23 protein-coding genes are annotated in these 21452 nt (G+C 46.2%); 13 read left to right on the top strand and 10 right to left on the bottom strand.

What is annotated here, in order from left to right; all coding sequences use genetic code 11:
* Positions 1-53: 53 nt before the first annotated feature.
* From BM099_RS12465 to BM099_RS12450, 4 genes are all read left to right on the top strand, one after another.
* Positions 54-572, top strand: a complete 519-nt coding sequence (locus BM099_RS12465; protein WP_090728456.1) for a TRAP transporter small permease — start codon at positions 54-56, stop codon at positions 570-572.
* Entirely contained in the window at positions 572-1879 is a 1308-nt protein-coding gene (locus BM099_RS12460) for a TRAP transporter large permease (protein ID WP_090728455.1), read from the top strand. Before BM099_RS12465 ends, BM099_RS12460 begins: the two co-directional genes overlap by 1 nt.
* A gap of 115 nt (positions 1880-1994) precedes the next feature.
* Entirely contained in the window at positions 1995-2528 is a 534-nt protein-coding gene (locus BM099_RS12455) for a hypothetical protein (RefSeq protein WP_090728454.1), read from the top strand.
* A gap of 24 nt (positions 2529-2552) precedes the next feature.
* Positions 2553-3230 carry an SDR family oxidoreductase gene (locus BM099_RS12450; RefSeq protein ID WP_090728453.1) on the top strand — a complete coding sequence of 226 codons (678 nt, stop codon included), beginning with the start codon at positions 2553-2555 and terminating at the stop codon, positions 3228-3230.
* Between the two features lie 109 nt (positions 3231-3339).
* On the opposite strand, the gene BM099_RS12445 is transcribed toward BM099_RS12450, so the two are convergent.
* From BM099_RS12445 to BM099_RS12425, 5 genes are all read right to left on the bottom strand, one after another.
* Positions 3340-4917: an aldehyde dehydrogenase (NADP(+)) gene (locus tag BM099_RS12445; RefSeq protein ID WP_090728452.1), complete on the bottom strand. Its 1578-nt coding sequence runs from the start codon at positions 4915-4917 to the stop codon at positions 3340-3342.
* 105 nt (positions 4918-5022) lie between these two features.
* A complete protein-coding gene (locus BM099_RS12440; protein ID WP_090728451.1) occupies positions 5023-6564 on the bottom strand; it encodes a tripartite tricarboxylate transporter permease in 1542 nt (513 codons plus the stop codon).
* A 3-nt stretch (positions 6565-6567) separates the two neighbouring features.
* Positions 6568-7032, bottom strand: a complete 465-nt coding sequence (locus BM099_RS12435; RefSeq protein WP_177201171.1) for a tripartite tricarboxylate transporter TctB family protein — start codon at positions 7030-7032, stop codon at positions 6568-6570.
* A 56-nt stretch (positions 7033-7088) separates the two neighbouring features.
* Entirely contained in the window at positions 7089-8054 is a 966-nt protein-coding gene (locus BM099_RS12430) for a Bug family tripartite tricarboxylate transporter substrate binding protein (protein WP_090728449.1), read from the bottom strand.
* 142 nt (positions 8055-8196) lie between these two features.
* Positions 8197-8919 (bottom strand): ribonuclease activity regulator RraA, encoded by a 723-nt coding sequence (locus tag BM099_RS12425; protein ID WP_198064153.1) that lies wholly within the window; start codon positions 8917-8919, stop codon positions 8197-8199.
* A 379-nt stretch (positions 8920-9298) separates the two neighbouring features.
* On the opposite strand from BM099_RS12425, the gene BM099_RS12420 reads away from it, so the two are divergent.
* Together BM099_RS12420 and BM099_RS12415 are read left to right on the top strand one after the other, a co-directional pair.
* Positions 9299-9985 (top strand): FadR/GntR family transcriptional regulator, encoded by a 687-nt coding sequence (locus tag BM099_RS12420; RefSeq protein ID WP_090728448.1) that lies wholly within the window; start codon positions 9299-9301, stop codon positions 9983-9985.
* Positions 9986-10060: 75 nt separating this feature from the next.
* Positions 10061-11023: a 2-hydroxyacid dehydrogenase gene (locus BM099_RS12415; protein ID WP_090728447.1), complete on the top strand. Its 963-nt coding sequence runs from the start codon at positions 10061-10063 to the stop codon at positions 11021-11023.
* Between the two features lie 242 nt (positions 11024-11265).
* Here the strand turns inward: BM099_RS12415 and BM099_RS12410 are convergent, their stop codons facing one another.
* The gene (locus BM099_RS12410) at positions 11266-12177 is read right to left on the bottom strand and encodes a sensor domain-containing diguanylate cyclase (protein WP_090728446.1); all 912 of its coding nucleotides are present in this window, start codon (positions 12175-12177) and stop codon (positions 11266-11268) included.
* Positions 12178-12604: 427 nt separating this feature from the next.
* Here BM099_RS12410 and BM099_RS12405 point away from each other — a divergent pair, with 427 nt between their 5' ends.
* Together BM099_RS12405 and BM099_RS12400 are read left to right on the top strand one after the other, a co-directional pair.
* Positions 12605-13315 carry a HupE/UreJ family protein gene (locus tag BM099_RS12405; RefSeq protein ID WP_425319909.1) on the top strand — a complete coding sequence of 237 codons (711 nt, stop codon included), beginning with the start codon at positions 12605-12607 and terminating at the stop codon, positions 13313-13315.
* Between the two features lie 9 nt (positions 13316-13324).
* A complete protein-coding gene (locus BM099_RS12400; RefSeq protein WP_232349015.1) occupies positions 13325-13894 on the top strand; it encodes a hypothetical protein in 570 nt (189 codons plus the stop codon).
* 88 nt (positions 13895-13982) lie between these two features.
* Here BM099_RS12400 and BM099_RS12395 read toward each other — a convergent pair whose 3' ends face one another.
* Both BM099_RS12395 and BM099_RS12390 read right to left on the bottom strand, forming a co-directional pair.
* On the bottom strand, positions 13983-15374 hold the full coding sequence (locus tag BM099_RS12395; RefSeq protein WP_090728444.1) for a heavy metal sensor histidine kinase: 1392 nt from the start codon (positions 15372-15374) through the stop codon (positions 13983-13985).
* On the bottom strand, positions 15371-16060 hold the full coding sequence (locus tag BM099_RS12390) for a heavy metal response regulator transcription factor (protein WP_090728443.1): 690 nt from the start codon (positions 16058-16060) through the stop codon (positions 15371-15373). The genes BM099_RS12395 and BM099_RS12390 overlap by 4 nt, the downstream gene beginning before the upstream one ends.
* Positions 16061-16217: 157 nt before the next feature.
* On the opposite strand from BM099_RS12390, the gene BM099_RS12385 reads away from it, so the two are divergent.
* From BM099_RS12385 to BM099_RS12365, 5 genes are all read left to right on the top strand, one after another.
* Complete coding sequence (locus BM099_RS12385) at positions 16218-16574, top strand: hypothetical protein (protein WP_090728442.1); 357 nt, start codon at positions 16218-16220, stop codon at positions 16572-16574.
* Positions 16575-16749: 175 nt separating this feature from the next.
* On the top strand, positions 16750-19035 hold the full coding sequence (locus tag BM099_RS12380; protein WP_090728441.1) for a heavy metal translocating P-type ATPase: 2286 nt from the start codon (positions 16750-16752) through the stop codon (positions 19033-19035).
* Between the two features lie 11 nt (positions 19036-19046).
* Positions 19047-19400, top strand: a complete 354-nt coding sequence (locus tag BM099_RS12375; protein ID WP_090728440.1) for a cupredoxin domain-containing protein — start codon at positions 19047-19049, stop codon at positions 19398-19400.
* 11 nt (positions 19401-19411) lie between these two features.
* Positions 19412-19693, top strand: a complete 282-nt coding sequence (locus BM099_RS12370) for a DUF2933 domain-containing protein (RefSeq protein WP_232349014.1) — start codon at positions 19412-19414, stop codon at positions 19691-19693.
* Positions 19686-20045, top strand: a complete 360-nt coding sequence (locus tag BM099_RS12365; protein ID WP_177201170.1) for a cation transporter — start codon at positions 19686-19688, stop codon at positions 20043-20045. The genes BM099_RS12370 and BM099_RS12365 overlap by 8 nt, the downstream gene beginning before the upstream one ends.
* A 36-nt stretch (positions 20046-20081) precedes the next feature.
* On the opposite strand, the gene BM099_RS12360 is transcribed toward BM099_RS12365, so the two are convergent.
* Positions 20082-20759, bottom strand: a complete 678-nt coding sequence (locus BM099_RS12360) for a TVP38/TMEM64 family protein (RefSeq protein ID WP_090728438.1) — start codon at positions 20757-20759, stop codon at positions 20082-20084.
* Between the two features lie 81 nt (positions 20760-20840).
* Positions 20841-21407 carry a hypothetical protein gene (locus BM099_RS12355; RefSeq protein ID WP_090728437.1) on the bottom strand — a complete coding sequence of 189 codons (567 nt, stop codon included), beginning with the start codon at positions 21405-21407 and terminating at the stop codon, positions 20841-20843.
* Positions 21408-21452: the final 45 nt, after the last annotated feature.

Here is a 21452-nt window from a genome sequence, read left to right as displayed (position 1 = left end):
CGACGCCAACAGGCCCTGCGAAATCAGCAGGGCCATCATACAGGGTTGTTATTATGCGCTCTCTACTCAACAAGCTCTATCTGGCATCCGGATACTTATCTGGCTTCTGTATTGTCCTGATCACACTCATTATTAGCGCGCAAATTGTCGGCAGGATATTGGGTTTTATTGTGCCCTCTGCAGAAGATTTTTCAGGTTACGCGCTGGCCGCTGCCACATTTTTCGGGCTTGCTTATACCTTCCGTGAAGGCGGGCATATAAGAGTCACGCTGGTGATTCAACACTGGAGAGAAGGCTCTCGTTACATTCAAGAGTTATTGGTCCTTATTCTTGCGCTGTTACTCGTCAGTTTTATGTCTTTCTACTCCATCCATATGGTTTGGGAATCATACATTTTTGAAGAGGTTTCTTCCGGGTATGTTTCGGTGCCAATCTGGATGCCGCAGGTACCTGTGGCACTGGGTATTCTTATATTAAATATAGCTATTCTGGATGACGTTATCGCCATGTTAAGACGTAAAACGCCCTCCTATAAAGCTCATGAAAACGAGCTTAACCTGGAGGAAATCTAATGGATATGACCATAATCGCCATCTCCCTGGCGGTGTTCATGCTGCTGATGCTGGCGCTGGGAGTATGGGTTTCTTTAGCGCTGTTTGGCGTAGGTGTATTAGGCCTGCTTCTGTCAGGTAACGATCAGATCGGTTTACTATTTGCCACCTCGACCTGGGGATCAAGTACCTCGTGGTCACTAACGGCATTGCCACTGTTTATCTGGATGGGCGAAATACTCTTTCGTACCCGTCTGTCAGAAGATCTGTTTAAAGGACTATCCCCCTGGTTAAGCGGGCTACCCGGCAAGCTATTGCATGTTAACGTGCTCAGTTGTGGTATTTTTGCTGCGGTATCCGGCTCTTCTGCAGCCACGGCTGCCACCATCGGCAGAATGACATTGCCAGAGCTCAAAGCTCAGGGATACAGTGACAAAATGGCAGTAGGTACTCTTGCCGGATCAGGCACCTTGGGGCTGCTGATTCCACCTTCGATTATCCTGATTGTTTACGGCGTGGCCGCAGAGGTATCGATTGGTCGCCTGTTTATCGCGGGTGCTCTGCCAGGTTTGTTATTGGTTACTTTGTTCATGGGCTACACCGTCATATGGGCGTTGCTGAACAAAGACGAGCTGCCACAACACGATAAATCGCATGTTTCCTTTGCGGCAAAGATCAAAGCCTTACGCTTATTGTTGCCAATTTTGGGTTTGATTGGTTTTGTACTGGGCTCCATCTATGGTGGTTTTACCACCCCAACCGAAGCCGCTGCGCTGGGTGTCGTTGGCGCACTGTTTCTGGCGGGTGTGACTGGATCGTTAAATAGGAGCAGTTTTGGGGAAAGTTTGACCGGCGCGGTCAAAAGCTCATGTATGATTGGCTTGATTCTGGCTGGAGCACATTTTCTGACCCTGGCGATGGGCTTTCTGGGTATTCCCAAAGCGTTGGCTGAATGGATCGGTCATATGTCCCTCTCTCCTGGGGTGCTGTTGATCTACCTGACCATTTTATTTGTCGCGCTGGGATGCTTCCTTGATGGTATATCAGTGGTAGTACTCACTGTGGCCGTGGTATTGCCGATGGTGCAACAGGCCGGTATCGACCTGCTTTGGTTTGGTATCTACATCGTATTAGTGGTTGAGATGTCACAAATCACACCACCGGTCGGGTTTAACCTGTTCGTTATTCAGGCGCTAACCGGCAAAGACATTCTGTATGTAGCCCGCGCTGCACTACCGTTTTTCTTGCTGATCCTGTTTGCTGTGGTATTGATCTATCTGTTTCCTCAGATCGTGACTTATCTTCCAACATCAATGAGCGGACCCTAACCCATTCCCATTACCCATAAGATAGAGCCGCAGCGATAACATAAGGAGGGCCGCAACGCTGAAAAGCGCCAGGCCCTCCCGTCCAACCAAAGTAAAACCATCCGAAACTATATCTATGAATAACAATAAGATATTGATTAGCCAATATATAAAAGCCAAAGACAACAACAAACCGCATTTGATGAAACGTGTGTTTTCTCAGCACGCCACACTCGAGATGAGTGTGCAAACAGACAACATATCATTTCCCGCCAAGGTGACGGGGTTGGATAACATCACACAGACACTGGTCTGCGAATTCAACACCACCTATGAAAATATTTATACCCTTTGTCTCACTGACACGGTGCAGCAAAACCAAAATCAGCTCAACTGCCGCTGGATAGTGTGCATGACTGAAAAAACCTCCGGATCTTTACGGCTGGGCTATGGAGACTATCAATGGGGTTTTGAGAAGAACGTCCCTTGCCTCGCCAATCATCTGGTCATTACTATCGAGCATATGGTTATTTTACCTCAGGCGCTGCAGCCTGACGTATTATCCTGGTTTGATAAGCTTCCATACCCATGGGCTCTCTCATCAGAGCTTCAAGCAACAATGCCGGATGTTAAACTACTCAGCGATAGCCTAGTGGCACTTTACCAATAATTCACTGAAAGGGAGCCTGATCAAATGCCCACTATATTAATTACCGGTGCTAACCGGGGTATCGGTCTTGCTTTGGCACGATCCTATCGACGGGACGGATGGCGCGTTTTTGCGGCCAGCCGTAGCCCGGACGAGTCATTAGCAGAAGGAGCAGAAGCCGTGACTCTGGACCTAAGCAATCCAGCATCCATCAAAGCGTTAACATCAACACTAGCCGGCATCCCGATCGATATTGTCTGGAATAACGCCGGGGTTTATCTGGATAAAAGCCAAACCCTCGAGCAGGTCGACAACCGCGACTGGCTACGTTCGTTTGAAATCAACTGCATCGCACCTATCCGTATCGCAGAAGCCCTGGTAGAAAACGTGAGGTTATCGGAACGCAAAGTGATGGCCTTCACCACCAGCAAGATGGCCTCACTCGCTGTCAATGGAGCAGGAGCCTACGCTTATCGTTCATCAAAAACGGCACTGAATATGGCGGTACGCTGCTTTGCAAAAGACCAGGAAGCCATGGAAATCAGTTGCCTGCTGTTGCATCCCGGGCATGTAAGAACAGATATGGGAGGTCCCGAGGGCGATATCGACATAGCCACCAGCGTGGCAGGTATGCGAAAGGTAGTAGATCAGATTAGTCCTGCCTATCCAGCGGATATGAACAAAGGCTACTTTGATTACGACGGCAGCAGGATTGCGTGGTAAACGGGAGAACAGCATTTCCCCTGCTCTTAAGGGAAGAATCCATGCTTAGTTCCAAAATATGAATGTACAAAAAGCGAGACCACAGCAGATGGTCTCGCTTATCAGACCTTTAGACGACTCTCTTGCCATCCATTAACTGAGACACTTTCAACGGATTTCCATCGCGCAGTACTTCAGGCAACAAGGCTTGAGGCATATTTTGGTAGCACACAGGACGCAAAAAGCGATAAATTGCGGCACTTCCGACTGAGGTCGTCCGCGAGTCTGAGGTGGCAGGAAACGGTCCGCCATGAACCATGGCATGGCACACTTCAACCCCGGTTGGCCAGCCATTCACTAACACCCGACCCGCCCTTTCTTCCAAGGCTGGCAGTAGTAGCTTAGCCTGCTCAATATCGCCCTCTTCCATCTGAATAGTCGCCGTTAACTGCCCTTCCAGCTTTTCTGCAACGGACTTTACTTGCGCCATATCGTCGCATTCGATCAATAAAGAGCAAGCGCCGAACACCTCGTCCTGCAGTCGATCATCATTAAGGAACACCTCTGCAGAAGTGGTAAACAGGGTCGCTTGGCATTGGTTGGGAGCGTCACTCGCGTCGCCGTTACCGAGCGAGCGAACACCCACGTTATCAGACAGTGCTTTGACGCCTTGCTCGTATGCGCTATGAATTCCCGGTGTCAGCATGGTCTGAGTCGCGATACCGGAAATCACTTTACTGGTCGCTGCTACAAAGGTGTCAAGCGCTGAACTGCGGATGGCAATGACCAAACCAGGGCTGGTACAGAACTGGCCGGCTCCCATCGACAATGAGCCGATAAAACCTTCAGCCAATGCCTGAGTCCGTGACTGGAGAGCTTCAGGTAATAAAAATACCGGGTTGATGCTGCTCATTTCCGCATAAACAGGAATCGGCTGAAGACGCGTTTGGGCTGTCGCCATTAACGCCATACCACCACTCCGTGAACCGGTAAAACCGACGGCCTTTACCCGAGGATCAGAGACCAATGCTTGTCCAACCTCGAAGCCGGAACCAAATAACAGTGAAAACACCCCCTCCGGCATCTGACACTCCTTGATTGCTGCCTGCACCGCTCGCCCTACCAGTTCAGAAGTACCAGGGTGGGCAGAATGCGCTTTAACAATCACCGGACAACCGGCAGCTAACGCTGAGGCGGTGTCTCCACCCGCAACGCTGAAGGCTAGCGGGAAGTTACTGGCACCAAACACTACAACCGGACCAAGGGCGATATGCTGCTGACGCAGATCAACTCTGGGTAATGGTTGACGCTCTGGCAAAGCAGGATCAATACGGACATCTAACCATTCACCCGCGCGGACGACGGATGCGAACAGCCTTAACTGCCCACAAGTTCGGCCGCGCTCGCCTTCTAACCGGGCGCGAGGAAGGCCCGATTCAAGCATTCCGCGCTGGATCAGCTCATCGCCGATCGCCTCTATCTGGTCTGCGATAGTTTCCAAAAATGTCGCGCGCTGTTGCAGCGATGAAGTGCGAAAAGCGACACTTGCCGACTCGGCTAACTCGCATGCTCGATTAACTTCTGCAAAACCGCCACTGGCATAAGCAGGCTCAAGCTGTTCACCGCTGGCAGGATTGACGGCATGAATGGGAGCCCCTGCTGCGAAAAAGGCATCTAGACCAATGAGTTGTTGACCTTTGGGTTGCATACTTTTGCTCCTACTTTGTAAATAATAGAGTAAGGGTTGTGTGTTAACGGACTTAAAGATGAGCCCCGGCACGGCCAGCCTAAGTGGCCGGGCTGGGTGACGCCATTAAGTGCTCTCAGCAACGCTTTCAACAGCGTTCACTGGATTCTTAATTGGTTTTTTGATCGCGAGGAAATAAACGAAAACCAACGTGAGAACGACAAAGAACAAACTATCCAGATTAGTAAAGAACGTCATTGGATTGCCATTAGAGAGAGCCAGCGCACGGCGCAAAAACTCTTCTAGGTTCGGGCCGAGAATAAACCCAAGCAACAGTGTTATCACCGGGAAGTCATTCTTTCTCATGTAGTACGCCACTACCCCCATTACCAACGCCATGATCATTTGGAAGGTTGAGTAAGTAGCAACATAGCTGCCTACCACCGCGAGCAGAGCGATAGCACCATAGAGGACATCCTTACGGATCGCGACAATCTTAATGAAATAAGGACCGAGTAAGAACAGCGTTAATGGAATCAATACGACCGCACTAAATAATAAAGAGGCTAGCATCGGCGCAATCAAATCAGCTTGCCCAGACATCAACTGAGGGCCAGGTTGAATCCCGTTGATAACGAGCACGCCGAGCATGATCGCAGTGATCGGGTCACCCGGAATACCAAACGTTAGCATCGGCACTAAAGCGCCACCACAAACCGCATTATTGGCGGTTTCGGACGCAGCGATCCCTTTAGGATTACCTTTACCGAAGCTTTCAGGGTTTGATGAGGTGCGAACTGTTTCAACGTAAGCAAGGAAGCTGCCCATAGATCCACCAGCCCCTGGAAGCGTACCGACAGAATAACCAATCAACGCCGACTTGACGTAACAAACGATACCAATTTCGCGAATAGACGCTAATGGCGGAATGAAATCCCGACGTCTGATTTTAACACTACTCATGGCTTCTGTGGTTTGACGAGCCTCTTTTGCAGCATTAGCCTGAGTCAATATTTCACTAATGGCAAAGGTACCGATAATCACCGGCATCAGATCGATACCTGCGGTAAGATCGCTTAATCCGAATGTGAAACGAGTGACCGGTTCCATCGCATCCAGACCTATCGTTGCCAACATTAAACCGATGCATGCTGCCATGGCCGCTTTGATCATTTTTCCGCGTTGAGCGATAACGATAACGATAATCGCAAAAGCCAACAGTGAAAATTTACCGGTGGTTTGCACCAGCAGTGATGCTTTGGCAATAAATGGTGCGATGGCGATCAGTAAAATGGCACCTAACGCGCCGCCCACCATAGAACCGAAAGCCGCATGACCCAGCGCTAATGCGCCTTTGCCTTGCTTCTGAAGTGGATAGCCATCCAGAGCTGTCATCATTGATGACGGCGCCCCGGGAATGTTTATCGTTGTGGCCGTGATGCTGCCACCACACATTCCCGCCATATAGATACTCGAGCAGGCCATTAATGCGGTGGTGACATCCAGACTGTATGTCAGAGGCAATAGCAACGCTAACGCCAAGGTTGCGGTCAGCCCCGGGATGGCGGAAAAAATAGTACCGATGAGAAAACCTGCTACCACGTAGGCCAGTACCATAGGATTAAGCAGAGTTGAAAAACTACCAGCTACCAGTGTAATAAATTCCATAATTTAACCCCACAAGGCTGGAAGCCTAACGCCGAAAAGTTGTTCGAATACGATATATCCAAGAGTGACTATCACTATTGAAATCGCGGCCTTTTGAGCGTATTTCCCCTTAGAGGAAAAGACCAATATGATTGCAAAAACAAACAAGGCTGAAGAGATAAAATATCCAACAGTTGAAAAGGCAATAATATAAATAAAGATAGAAACAATAATGATAGGAACGGAAAACTGCTTCTCACCAGCACTGTCTGTCTCTGTTAAGCCGCTTCTTTTTACTGCGCTAAACTCGTTATAAAATAATACTCCACTAAACAGTACGGCAAACGAACCTAGAATCAGCGGAAAGAAAGAGGGCTGAATACTCCCTTCTACTATAGGGCTTCCCAGATTGATGGCAGTGATGAGATATCCAATGGAAACAGCAAGAATTAACAATTGAAAGATAAGTTTTTTACATAATAAAATCATTTCGAGTCCCTCGGGCATCCCCCTGGCAACACGGCAGGAGGATGCACGCTACATCGTTATAGGCCTAGTCCGTCCATGACTTTGAATGTTTCTGATTGCAGCTCATCAATCCAGTTCTGCACATCATTGGCACCTAGCCAGCTTGGCGTTACCCCGGTGCTCGCAACCCAGGTTTGGAACTCTTCGCTCTCGAAGGCATGCTTAAAAGACGCTTCCAACTTAACTATCGCCTCTTTAGGCGTATTCTTAGGCGCAGCCAACAAGACGAAGCTTCCCGTTTCCAGTTCGTAGCCCAGAGTGCTAATAGGTGGAACACCAGGGAACGACGGGTTTTGCTCTGAGGACAGCTCTACCAGACCTTTTGCGTCTCCTGACTCGATAATTCCACTGAAATCACCCAAGCTTGAAATAGCTGCATCCAACTCACCGGACAACAGCGCTTCGGCCTCGGCGCTGGATGACCCAGGGTAAGTGATGACGTTAAACTTAACTCCCGCTTGTTGTTCAAGACGACGGATCGCGAGAAAAGGACCAGACCCTTTAGGTGCAACACCCACACGCACGCTATTAGGTTTTGCTTTGGCAGCTTCAATCAGTTGGTTAAAGTCAGTAAAACCAGAATGCTTAGACACGACAACAGCGTCGGCTTCACGTGTAATTCGGGCAATCGGAGCCATTTTTTCCAGCGAGTAACCGGGAACCATGTTGCCACGCGGAAGAGTGATGACACTGTCGTAGGTTAGTACACCGACGGTGTGGCCATCAGGGCGAGCCCGCGTCATCTGCATCAGACCTGTTGCGGTTACCGCACCAGGGATGTTTTCTACGTAAATAGAGACCGGCATCTGCTGCTCGGCAAGATTACTGATTTTTCGTGATATGGCATCGGCACCACCCCCGGCAGGCCAAGGAACGATAAGGCGAATATCGCGTGAAGGATAATCAGCTGCCGCAACAGTTGAGGTGAGCAAACAAGCACCAATGGCGCAGATGAATTTATTTTTAAATCCTGTGAACATCATAGTGAAATCTCTCTTTATCTTATTTTTATTATTAATAGATAGTCATTACTGGCGACGATCTATTAAATGTTTCAGGTATAAACGATTGGAGATTATCGTTTACCTCAGTCGTCAAATTATTTCTATAAAAGTCAAATTACTTCTATGCCTTTAGGTTGTTGTACTCCTCCAGCGTTTCCGGATTAGGCGGGTAAAGCCCGATGACTTTGCTGCCGGCGCGAACTTTTTCCAGTACATAATCTTCGTAGAGTTCCATTGCTATCGCCTGCTCGGCAACTTCCTCTGCAATCTCTAAAGGTATGACAATGATCCCGTCGCCATCGCCTACTAATACATCCCCCGGATTAACGGCCACACCGCCACAACCAATCGGCACTTGAATGTCAACCGCATGATGCTTGGTCAAGTTAGTCGGCGCGCTGGGTTTAGCGCAAAAGATTGGCATGCTCATATCGGAGGCATCGTCACAATCTCTTATGCCTGCATCAGAGACAAAGCCTGCACATTGGCGGTATTCCAATCGAGACAGAAGAATGCTCCCGGCAGAGGCTGCGGATGCATCCTGGCGACAATCCGATACCAACACCATTCCTGCAGGAACGGTTTCAACAGCGAGGCGCTGAGGATGCACCGGGCTTTTAAAGGCCTCAACGGTATCAACATCTTCGCGGGCCGGGATGTAGCGCAGAGTGAATGCTTGCCCGACCATCTTCACTTTTTTGTTGTTGATGCGGTTTACGCCCTGAATGTAAGTGTTGCGAAAGCCTCTTTTGAAAAGTGCTGTGTGCAACGTAGCTGTTGAGACACGACGAAGGTCATCAAGCACCTTCTCATCTAACAGCATGTATTGATCGCTTGTTGTCATACATTTTTACCTCGGTCAGAAGAAACAGTAGCCAAACTGTACGCCATTAAAAATTACAAATCAAACAACTTTTTACAACTTTTTACTTTTTTGTAATAATTTGTTTTATCTTTCTCATTATCTATCCCGTCGGCCATGGCGCTTAAGCGCAAATATTGACTTGTTAAAAATCTCTTCTTGGTGTTAGAATCGAGTTAGTTTATGGCCATTTAGTCTGATTTAACTGGTAAAAAGCCAACATTTAATGAAGATACTGTTAATCGTTTTATAAATGAACTTTTCAGGATGAATGGTTAACTATAGTTGATAAAAGTTGTCTTTTTTCAGCGTTTAACACTACCTTTCGGTTGTTATAACTATGCGAATGCAAGCACCAGAAATGAGTCAATCGCTCTCGTCGGTGGTTTATCAGAAGATTCTGATTTCCATCATCAGTGGTGAATACCCTGCAAATGAAAAGCTTCCGAGTGAAGCTAAACTTTGTGAACAGTACAGCGTTTCTCGACCCGTGTTGAGAGAAGCCTTAACACGACTTAAAGAGGATAACTTAATTGTATCCCGGCGTGGATCAGGTAGTTTTGTCATTAAGCGTCCGGATGATGCCGTCCTTTCCTTCTCTAAAATATCCAGCATTTCTGATATTCAGCGGTGTTTTGAGTTTCGTACCAGTCTTGAAGGTAATGCTGCAGGACTCGCCGCTACCCGGCGAACAGCCGAACAGCTGGGTCGCATCGTTGCCGCAGCAGAAAAAATCAATGAAGCGAATAAGCTTCATGCCCTCGCCAGTGACGAGGATTTTGAATTCCATCTCGCTATTGCCGAGGCTGCTAACAATAAATATTACACGACGGTGATGAAATCGCTGCGAGAGAACATTAAAGAGGGGATGAATATTACCCGGACGTTATCCTTACGATCGTCGAATAATCGCATGGATCTGGTTCAGGATGAGCATGACACCATTTTGAAATATATCATCGATGGTGATGCCCAGAAAGCGGAAGCCGCGATGAAAGCGCACCTCAACAATGCCAGAATCAGGATGTTTGAGGGAACCGATAGCTAAACATTTACCTCATATTTACATGCCCTCCTGAACGTGTCAGAACGTCGCTACTGAGGGCTTTCAGGACGACTATTAATGACATCAGATCTTGCTACTGCATTGCCAAATGTGTTGGTTATCTGGCCTAACCGGCCATCCCAAATGGCTCATCTTGAAGCGACATATAAGCTGCACCGGCTTGACCTATGCAGCAATCCCGAAGAGATGATCGAAACTATTGGTGACAGTATCACGGCGGTTGTCACTACAGGGATAAAGGGACTCTCCAGTGACCTGATAAAGCGGCTTCCCAATCTTAAAATCGTTGCATCATCAGGTGTTGGTTACGATAGTATCGATGTCGCACTGTGCTCCGAGTTAGGCATTCGTGTGACCAATACGCCTGATATACTAACCGATGATGTAGCAGATATAGCCATCGCGTTAATGCTGGCACAGCGTCGCGGTATAGTGTTGGGTGATCGTTGGATCAGAGAGGGGTGCTGGGCACAACAAGGCCCGATGCCACTCACCAGCTCAATACGTGGTAAGCGGCTGGGGGTTGTCGGTTTGGGACGAATTGGTAAGGCCATAGCGGCTCGGGTTGAGCCGATGGGGGTGGAGATCGCTTACTTTGGCCGTCGCCCTCAAGCGGATACTGTATATGATTTCAAACCCGAGTTGATCGATCTTGCGCACTGGGCGGATATCTTGGTTTTGGCATGCCCTGGTGGTGAGGCCACCCATCATTTAATTAATGCGGAAGTATTGGCGGCATTAGGGACTAACGGCACCTTGATTAATGTAGCGCGTGGGTCGGTCGTCGACCAACAGGCTCTGATTGATGCGCTAACCACTAATAGCATTGCCGGAGCAGGGCTGGATGTTTTTACCACTGAACCTCATGATGGCCAAGCCTTTGCTGGATTGGAAAACGTGGTCTTATACCCTCACCACTCCAGCGGCACTATTGAAACTCGTGATGCGATGGCGCAGTTGGTAGTCGACAATCTTGAAGCACATTTTGCCGGACGCGCGCTGTTAACCGCGATTAATTAAAGTGCTGCTGAGGGTTGACTACAACCTCTTCACTCATGGACGAGATTAAATAGGATCTTCAAACGTACTGCAGTACGGTAACGAAGCTAGCGTATATCAGTAACGAAAGTAGAAATTTTATAACCGTGAAAGCGCAAACCCTCCCGTTTCGGTAATCAAAAAATCAATTATTGCGAAAACAATCCGAAAGTTCGGTCAAATAGACTCGGTCTGACGTTAGAACCTAACGGAAATAAATAGATCTAGCTCTCAACCCTATTTCGACCGCTATCTTTTGCTCTGTAAAGCATACGATCCGCTTTAGTAATTAATTCTTTCGCCTCATTTCCCTGATCCGGAATTATTTCTGCCAAACCAATGCTGGCCGTTAAGCAATTCTTTATAGGTGAGTTTTGGTTTTGAATATTAAGATCAATAATGTTCTTTAACAATCGGTTGCACAGCTGTTTAGCCTGCGCAAGTGAAGTATCCCCCCAGACTAAAACAAACTCTTCTCCGCCATACCTGGCGCACATATCACCAGGTCTATTAGCGAATTCTTTGAGCAATCTTCCCATTTTAACCAGGCACTCGTCACCAGATTGGTGACCATAATCATCATTTAATAACTTGAAGTGGTCCAGATCCACCATAGCCAGGCTAATTGGCTTTTTAAGCCTGCAGCACCGGCTCCACTCCTTATGAAAAAACTCGTCAAAAGCTCGCCGATTTGAGATATCAGTGAGACCATCTATTTTCGCCAGATTGCTCACATCCTCCTCCGCTAGTTTCCTCTTTGTAATATTTTGGTGGGAAATAACAAAATATTTCTGATCAGCGACCTGAAAAGGGGTAACACGCATCATAAACCAGCGTTTTTCACTGGGGCTATGACAGGGGTATTCGAAATCAAAAAAGGACTCCCGATTTTCTATAACAGTCCTGATTCCGGTTCCGGCCTTAGTCCCAAATTCATCCCCCATTGCCGAAGCTTTGTCACACTCTGATAAATAGTTCTCATGCTCCCAGTTATCACCAATAACACAAGCGTTGTTGTTTCCGAATGCAGACCAACTTTGATTTACAAATTGAATGTCACCTGTTTCGTCAATGACAACAATATGCTCGGTGATTGAATCAAGAACCAGAACTAGAAACTCATGCGAACTTTGCAAAGACTACTCCTTGATTATTCAAATATACGTCACTCCAGCGGCCCTTTTCATTGCCAGAAAATAGCAATACTTAAAGTAAGGGCAGTCAGCTGGAAACGCCTTCTGTTTCAAAACACATTAGTCGTTCAGCAAAAGCATTAATGACTATACTATAGGCGACATTAGCCACACTGCATGAGATTCCTAATACTGTTTGTCCTCGGAAAAACACAGAACGTCATTGAAGGAAGTGATCGGCCTTGCTTGTTTTTTTTGCGTCGGCCGCCAAGAGCTATTCAGCATTGGCGAGTTGAAACATACCTCTATCAGCAAATGGCTGCCTCTCACCGTTCAACCATATGTGTTACATTTATTATCTAAAATCCGTTATAGCATCGAATTTGTCCTTAAGACATTGTCGTCAAATATAACAAGGAACCTGTGCGTTATGCCGTGTCTTTTCGTTATGCCGTGTAAATCGTTAACATATCTCTTCTTGCTACTCTGTTCTTGCGGCTTCTCGACAACGCTTTTTGCCCATGGTGTTGATGACAGTACTAAGCAGTTTTTACTGGCGAATCAAGGCGTTTCAATCATCCCTTATATGTATATTGGCGCCAAGCACATGGTGACCGGTTACGATCATTTACTCTTTCTGGTAGGGGTTATCTTTTTCCTTTATAGGTCTAAAGACGTCATAGTGTATGTGACACTCTTTACTATCGGTCATAGTTTAACCTTGATGTTCGGTGTCCTGTATGACATTGCCATGAATGCTTATTTAATTGATGCGATTATTGGATTTTCTATCATCTATAAAGGGTTCGATAATCTGGGAGGCTTTAAGCGGCTATTTGGCTTTCAACCAAATACCAAAGCAGCGGTGATGATTTTTGGCTTATTCCATGGTTTCGGTTTAGCGACCAAAATACAAGAGTTCGAAATTCCACAGGAAGGCTTATTTGAAAACCTAATCGCCTTTAATGTAGGCGTTGAGATCGGTCAGTTTTCAGCTTTGATTTTTGTTCTGATAGCGCTCAGTTTTTGGCGAAGACATCCTAGTTTTTTACGCTTTTCAACGGCAACCAATGCGCTTCTTATGAGTAGCGGAGTGATGCTGGTTGGCTTTCAGCTTACTGGTTTTTTCACAACGGTTTAAGGTGATAATATGACTCAATTAGAACAAACCGGAAGTACTCAGCATGAGCTGGAGCATTCGGTACAATCAACGCAAACACTCGTAAAAGCCAGTGCCTTTGCCGGGCTTTTTGGGGCCCTTATATTAACAGTGGCGATACTACCTGCCGAATATAATATTGACCCTACGGGTATAGGAGCCTATCTAGGGTTAACCAAGTTAGCAAATACAGCCCCACTTGAGCCTACAAAGCAGACGCGGAAGGGGCAAGCTGGCGAGTTCCAAAAGCACAATACTGAAATTACAATCCCTGCAGGTAAGGGCTTGGAATATAAGCTCAGTATGTTGAAAGGTGAAGCCATTCGTTATGCTTGGAATTCAACGGGTGGGGAGCTGTTTTTCGATTTCCACGGTGAGCCCAAAGGCGATACGACAGGTTATTTTGAAAGCTATACGATTAGTACATCCGATACCATCAAAGGTTCGCTAACAGCCCCCTTTGATGGGTCGCATGGCTGGTATTGGGAGAATAAAGCGAGTTCGCCTATTACCGTATCACTGAAAATCGAAGGGAACTATGAAATTATTGGCATCAAGTAGAGGCATCTCAATTAGTCGCATCACTTGATGAAACTAAGTGACAACTTTAATCTATTTACCTGAGAAGTCTTATATATTTCATATGTGCTTAGGCAGTTTTTGGAAAGGTAATTCGAAAGCTCGTGCCTTCAATCGTCGAAGTCACTGATATTTCACCATTATGAGCTACGACGATTGCTCTGGTAATTGCCAAACCTAAGCCAGATCCTTCCGAGTCACCTTTCACACGATTCTTATCAACCCTGTAAAAACGCTCAAACAGATGAGGAATGTCCCCTTCCGGTATAGGGACACCTGCATTATTAACTATCAGCAAAACGGACTCAGAAGCAGATTCAATCTGGACGTCAATGGTTCCATGGGCCGGTGTGTAACGTATGGCATTAGATAATAAGTTATTGATAACACGGCGGATCATTAAACGATCCCCTTTGATCCGGCCTTTCCCCGTTACGCGTAGGTAAATTTGTTGATCCTCGGCTAATGCATCATAAAACTCAAACAGATCAGTCACCTCTTCATCGAGTGCGATAATTTCATTTGAAGGCAGCGTTAATCCGTGATCCGCTTTAGCAAGGAAAAGCATGTCAGAAATCGTACGTGATAATCGCTCATACTCTTCTGCATTAGAAGCAAGAATAGCCTGATAAGTCTGCACATCTCGAGGAAGACTCAATGCCACATGTGTTTGCGTCATGAGGTTGCTGACAGGGGTTCTGAGCTCGTGAGCAATATCTGAAGAAAACTCAGATAGACGCCTGAACGCATCTTCTAACCGCGCTAACATTTGGTTAAGAGCATTCGCCAACTCTGAGATTTCGACCGGCACATTGTCAACAGGCATACGCTTATCTAACTGGTTCGCTGTCACAGCTAATGCACGATTTTTCATTTGATATAGGGGTAACAAACCTCGTTTCGCCGCTAACCAACCGAGAAGACCACTGATTAATGCAGCAATAACAACATACATCAACAGGGCTCCCTGAAAGCGCGACATAAAGAGATCATGATGATTAATATTTAGTGCTACCAATATAATAATGGATGAATCAGGCTGATTTTGTATATTTTTTGTAACAACAAGCCCTCGATAAGAGTGCCCCTCGGCATTCCAGGTAATCGTCTGGGGGGAAGAGGAACCTGATTGTTCTCTTATCAAATTAACGGGGAATTCTACGCCCGCAGAACTATACAGAGGTACACCTTGCTCGTGCATTACTAACACCAACAGATCTTTATGCCCAATCAACCCTGATGTTAACTTGTCTAAGAACGGATCTAGTGTATTAGCACTAACCCCTGTAGAAGCAATACTGCTGACCAGCTGTATTTTCCCTTGTAATGTCTCTTTATCCTCCTCCAAGAAATGCTGCTTTATAGAGAAAACAATCACGACACTAAGCTCTAGCAAAACAAAGCCCGACACCAGTGTATATAAGCCCGTCAGCCGCCAAATTAAAGATAACTTACGCGTCATAGCTCGTCCGAACCCTCTAATACATACCCCATTCCTCGGAGCGTATGTATTAATTTAGGGCTAAAAGGATCATCTACTTTGCTGCGAAGTCGTCGAATAGCGACTTCTATCACGTTAGTATCGCTATCAAAATTCATATCCCATACCTGTGATGCAATCAACGATCGTGACAAAACCTCACCTTGCCGTCTCATCAACAATTCCAACAACGAAAACTCTTTAGCCGTCAGGTCGATTCGTAGACCCGCTCTGCTAACCCGTCGGCGCAATAGATCAAGTTCTAAATCTGCAACACTCAATACTGTCACTTCTGACGTATTACGCGTGCGTTTTAATAAGGAGCGTATCCGTGCTAAAAGCTCTGAAAAAGCAAAAGGCTTTACTAAGTAATCATCAGCACCTAAGTCAAACCCCTTTACACGGTCTTCTACTAGATCGCGTGCTGTTAAAAACAATACAGGCATATCCCTGCCGCTCAGGCGTAATGTTTCTAACACTTTCCAACCATCGAGCCCAGGCAACATGACATCAAGAATAACCAAATCATAAGCGTCAACCTGTGTCAGCGCCAAATGAAGACCATCTATGCCGTTACAGGCAAGATCCGTGTTAAAACCCGATTCGTTAAGTCCCTGCTGAAGAAATTTTCCTGTTTTATCCTCATCTTCTACTACCAGTATTTTCATAACACATCCAGACGTTTTGAGTGAGTATAAACACATAAACAGTATTAAATGAAAATTACAAAAATGTAATCCTCATGTCAGCTCGATGAAAGGTGCAGTGTTTACTATAGATTCGAAAGGTTACAAACATTTTCTTACATCAGCCGGGAGTATAACAATGAAACTTAAAAGCATTATTATCAACGTAAGCAGTGTATTACTTATCAGCGCTGCCTTACCTGCCATCGCTCATGAGGAAACGGATACTGGCATTCATCATAAAGAAAAGGTAACAGCACCCACTGCTCATGAACACAAACTTTCTGCTACTGGTACACATTACATGATGCATAGTGGCGGTGGCCATCAAGGTCACTTAATGGAAGGTGCCACACATGGGGAAAACCAAGCAACAGAACACGATAAAGAGATAATAACGCATAGCCATCCTGTCTCTGAAAATGAATACATGATGCATGGGGGCGAAGGCCATCAGGGTCATTTAACGGGGGACAAAGAGCATACTAATCAATAACATTACTGCCACGCACGGTAAGACTTACCCCGTGAGTGGCGTACTGGATTCCAGTATTGCACTTGTCAGATGAATTAACAGTTCAGGTGTTACGTTCAGGTGTTACGTTCAGGTGTTACATAGTTAGGCGCGATGGTTCCATTTACGCGCTTTAACTATGATTAAGGAGAAAGTCATGGGCTATTCGGCTATCGATAGCACTCAGGAACACGCCTCGTTAGAGCAGCCACCTGATTCTATTGAGCTCATCATTGAGGGGGCTGGGTGTGCCAGTTGTGTCGGTAAAATTGAAGCCGCGCTTACTTCGGTAACAGGTGTTCAGCAAGCAGAAATGAATTTTGCAGCTCGCACAGTGACGGTATCAGGTCAGGCCGAATCATCCGCGTTGATTCAAGCGATCGAGCAAGCTGGATATAACGCCAGAGTTGTGCAAAGTAACTCAGAAGCAGAATTACTCGATGAAAAAGAACACGCTGACTTAGCTTATTACAAAACACTTATGTGGAAAATGTGGATTGGGCTTGCCTTAGGACTTCCACTGATGATTTACGGCCTTATTGGCGGTGATATGACCGTGACCACGACAAACGAACGGCTCGCTTGGTTATTGGTGGGTGCATTAACGTTTAGCGTGATGTTTTTTGCCGGAAAACATTTTTTTGTGGGCGCGTGGCAATCCTTTAAAAACCATTCAGCAAACATGGATACACTCATCGCTCTGGGTACAGGCACCGCCTGGGTCTATTCGATGGCAGTGATCGCTGTGCCTGATCTTATACCTGACATGGCAAGACACGTTTACTTCGAAGCCACTGCAATGATTATTGGTCTGATCAACCTGGGATTGGCCCTTGAAGTCAAAGCACGAGGCCGAACGTCTGAAGCGATCAAACGACTGATCGGCTTACAACCCAAAACAGCGAGTGTTCTCAGAGACGACATTGAATTAGACATCCCTATCGAACAAGTGCTGCTGCACGACATTGTTCGCGTCAGACCCGGTGAAAAAATTCCGGTGGATGGCGTCATACAAGAAGGCCAAACGGCCATTGATGAGTCTATGTTGACAGGTGAGCCGATGCCTGTCGTCAAAAATACAGGCGACGAAGTCACCACGGGCACCTTAAATAAAACAGGTTCCATCTTATTCAAGGCGACTCGCGTCGGCAAAGATACGGCGTTAGCACAAATCATCAAGATGGTTAAACGTGCCCAAAACTCTAAACCACCGATTGGCCGCTTAGCCGATGTTATCTCCGCCTATTTTGTTCCTGTTGTCATGATCACTGCAGTTATCAGTGCATTGGCCTGGTTGAACTTCGGCCCAGAACCCGCACTCGCCTTTGCCATTGTTTCAGCAACAACCGTACTGATTATTGCCTGCCCTTGCGCATTAGGTCTAGCAACGCCTATGTCAGTCATGGTCGGCGTGGGTAAAGCCGCAGAAGCCGGCGTGCTCATAAGAAACGGCGCCGCATTACAAACCGCCTCTAAAATTACCGCCATGGTGCTTGATAAAACCGGCACTATTACTGAAGGTGCGCCAAAAGTAACTGATATTGTTGTGGCTAATGGATTAACTGAGGAAAGCATTCTGCAGTTAGCTGCCAGTATGGAGTCAAGCTCTGAGCACCCATTAGCATTAGCGATTGTAGAATCTGCAGTAGAGAAAGGTTTGTCACTCAATCGAGCAGAAAATTTCAATGCTATTGCTGGCCACGGTGCTGAAGCGACTATCCAGAGCCAACGATTGTTATTGGGAAATGAAAAATTGATGCATGACCGTAATATTGATATCAGTGGTTATATCGAGACCGCTCAACAGTTGGCCCGAGAAGCCAAAACACCGGTCTATTTTGCCATTGATGAACAACTTGCGGCGGTTATTGCGGTAGCCGATCCGATCAAACACGACTCTATTGACGCCATTAAACGCCTTCAAGCTAATGGTATCCGGGTGGTTATGCTCACAGGAGACAACCGACTGACGGCTAAAGCAGTTGCCGAGAAAGTAGGTATAACTGAGTTCTTCGCTGAAGTATTACCAGAAGATAAAGCCAAAAAAGTGGCTGAATTACAACAACAAGGTGAAATAGTCGGCATGACGGGTGACGGGATTAATGACGCTCCCGCACTGGCACTGGCCAACGTCGGCTTTGCTATCGGAACCGGCACCGATGTGGCTATAGAAAGTGCCGATATTACCTTGATGCGTGGCTCATTACACGGCTTGGCTGATGCGGTAGCTGTCAGTAAAGCAACATTGCGTAACATCAAACAAAACCTGTTTGGTGCCTTTATCTATAACGTAGCGGGCGTCCCTTTCGCCGCAGGCGTGCTTTACCCCTTCTTTGGTTTGTTATTAAGTCCAGTCATTGCCGGAGCAGCCATGGCATTTTCATCTCTGACCGTCGTAATGAATGCAAACCGCCTACGCCTTTTTAAAGCCAAAGATCATTAAGGAGTCATACGATGTTGTTAATTAATATCAGTGGGGTTCTCCTGATTGCTCTAATCGTGTGGTGGTTCTGGCTTTATAAGCCGCAGGAAATAGAAGTCACCAACAATAAAATGGTTATCCGAATCGAAAACGGCGTTTACAGTCCCGCTCATATAAAAGTAAAAGCAGATAAAGCAGCTGTACTGACATTTATCAGAACTGACAGCTCCCCCTGCTCAGCAACGCTACTCATTCCCGGTTTAGAAATGAGCCAGGAGATTCCCCTCAATAAAGAGACTGTTATTACCTTGCCCCCTTTAGCGGCGGGGGAATATCCATTTCATTGTTCGATGCAAATGTATCGTGGTGTGATTAAGTCAGAATGAGGAGTGAATGTATGTTTAGTTTCTGGAAAACACCTTGGGGATTAGCAACTCTAGCCCTGAGTGGTGCGGCGACGTACTTTTTAGTGGTCGAACATCAGCAACATATTTTTGCCTTTTTACCCTTCTTGATTTTTTTAGCGTGCCCATTAATGCATCTATTTATGCATAAAAAACATAGACATGGTCACAATAAGCATGAAGAACATGAAGAGAGCAAGGACATTTTTCAAAAAGGCGTTGAAGAAGGTAAACGTCAATCACTTATTAGTAACAAGGAGAACAATCGTGAATGACTCACAACATAGACTCGGCGTTTGCGAAGTCAACTTAGTCGTCAGACATTTACGGTTAGACAAAATTACTGTGGCCAATAAGGATCTAATCCTTGCGGAGATTGATGCGATCTATGGTATTGATAATGTGTCATTTGATGATAAATCAGCGGTCTTGAACATTGCGTATGATGCATCACGTTGCCACTTAGACGGCATTGAAGAAATCATCAGGCAACATGGTGCAGATGTCGCTCATGATTGGTGGACGCACGTTAAAGAAGGCTACTACAAGTATGTTGATCAGAACGTTAAAGATAATGCAGCCCATGAACCCTGGAGTTGCCATAAGGTCCCACCAGGTAAAAAATAACGTTCAAATATAAAATATAGTCGCGTGACCCTCTTGCTATAAGTCAGTCTTACGCGTGTTCTTCTTAGTTGATGTAAAACGCCAAACCCCTGCCGCTATAACCAGCACGATAACAAGCCCCACATTTATCACCAACGACTGATCCTTAGCCGTATCACCAAAGTGAGCCATTAAAAAGCTTGCCGGGAGAATTCCAATAGCCGTAGCAATAAAAAAACGTCTGTAGCTCAGTGTAGTAATGCCAGCCGCATAACTGATCAAATCAAAAGAAACAAATGGCATGAGCCTCGACGCTAAAATAAGCCACATCAATCGTTTCGGATCCTGAAGCTTCCAACCTGGAAGTTGCTGTTCCAGCCAAAGATAAGCCGCTTTAAAGCCTAAGATGCGCGCTATACTAAATGCGATACTGGCACCTAACAACGATCCCGCAAAAACGTAAACAGTTCCTTCGTAATGTCCGTATACAGCGCCTGCCGCCAAAGCAATAGGGGCGCTAGGTAAGGGACTAAATACAATCGCTACTGCCATACTGCCAATGATTACCAAAGGCCCTATAAATCCTGAGTTTCTGGCATAATCGATAATTAGCTGAGGATTAGTCCAATCGATAGGTAACTGAACACTAAAATGATCAAGCCACCCCCACAGAAAAAATGCAGCAACCACTAAAGTAATGAGTAAATATCGAAATGCCGTAAGCACCGGTTTCATAAAAAATTTTCCTTCACAGGGCTGGCATTGTCAGTGACAGGTTAATTCAGCCTGACAAAGCCAGCACAGCAGAGTTAAAACTTATTCGCCGTAATACAATCCACCAAAATGCTTTTTACCATCCGCTGTTTTGAACAACACCATCAGTTGATGCTTACCGCTTTCCTTGAGGTCATAACCCGCCATCTGCCAGTCGCCCATGGTCATTAGGGGTTTGCTTTCATCTGTACCATCGGGATAGATAACTTTAGAGTTAATCTTCAGATCTTTTACCATTGCCCCCTGCTGCTCTACCTTAATCATCACATTATGTGATCCACCGTGCTCCATCCCTTCATCTGCTTTCATCACATGGAAGCTAACCGTATAGCCATCAATATCCTTCTTTTCCAAAAACATCTTGTTCTGATTCATATTGCTACCCATAGAGTCATGCGACATAGCCTCTTGTGGCATTCCTTCCTGGGACATCGCTTCTTGTGGCATAGCCTCTTTTGACATCGCCTCTTGTGACATGGACTGCGCAGGCATTGATTCATTACCATGGCTATGGCTACTTCCCGTATTGCCTGCACTAGCAGTACTCACGAAAGTGCTAAGCATTACTGCGCCCAAACCACCAGCAATCAAAATTTTATTGAATTTCATGTTCAATTCTCCACTATTATTTGAGTTAAACGTTTAACCATTAAT

Source organism: Neptunomonas qingdaonensis (genome assembly GCF_900113275.1).
Lineage (GTDB): Bacteria > Pseudomonadota > Gammaproteobacteria > Pseudomonadales > Balneatricaceae > Neptunomonas > Neptunomonas qingdaonensis.
The sequence above is the reverse complement of the archived record's forward strand: the minus strand, read 5'-3'. Positions and strand labels throughout refer to the sequence as shown.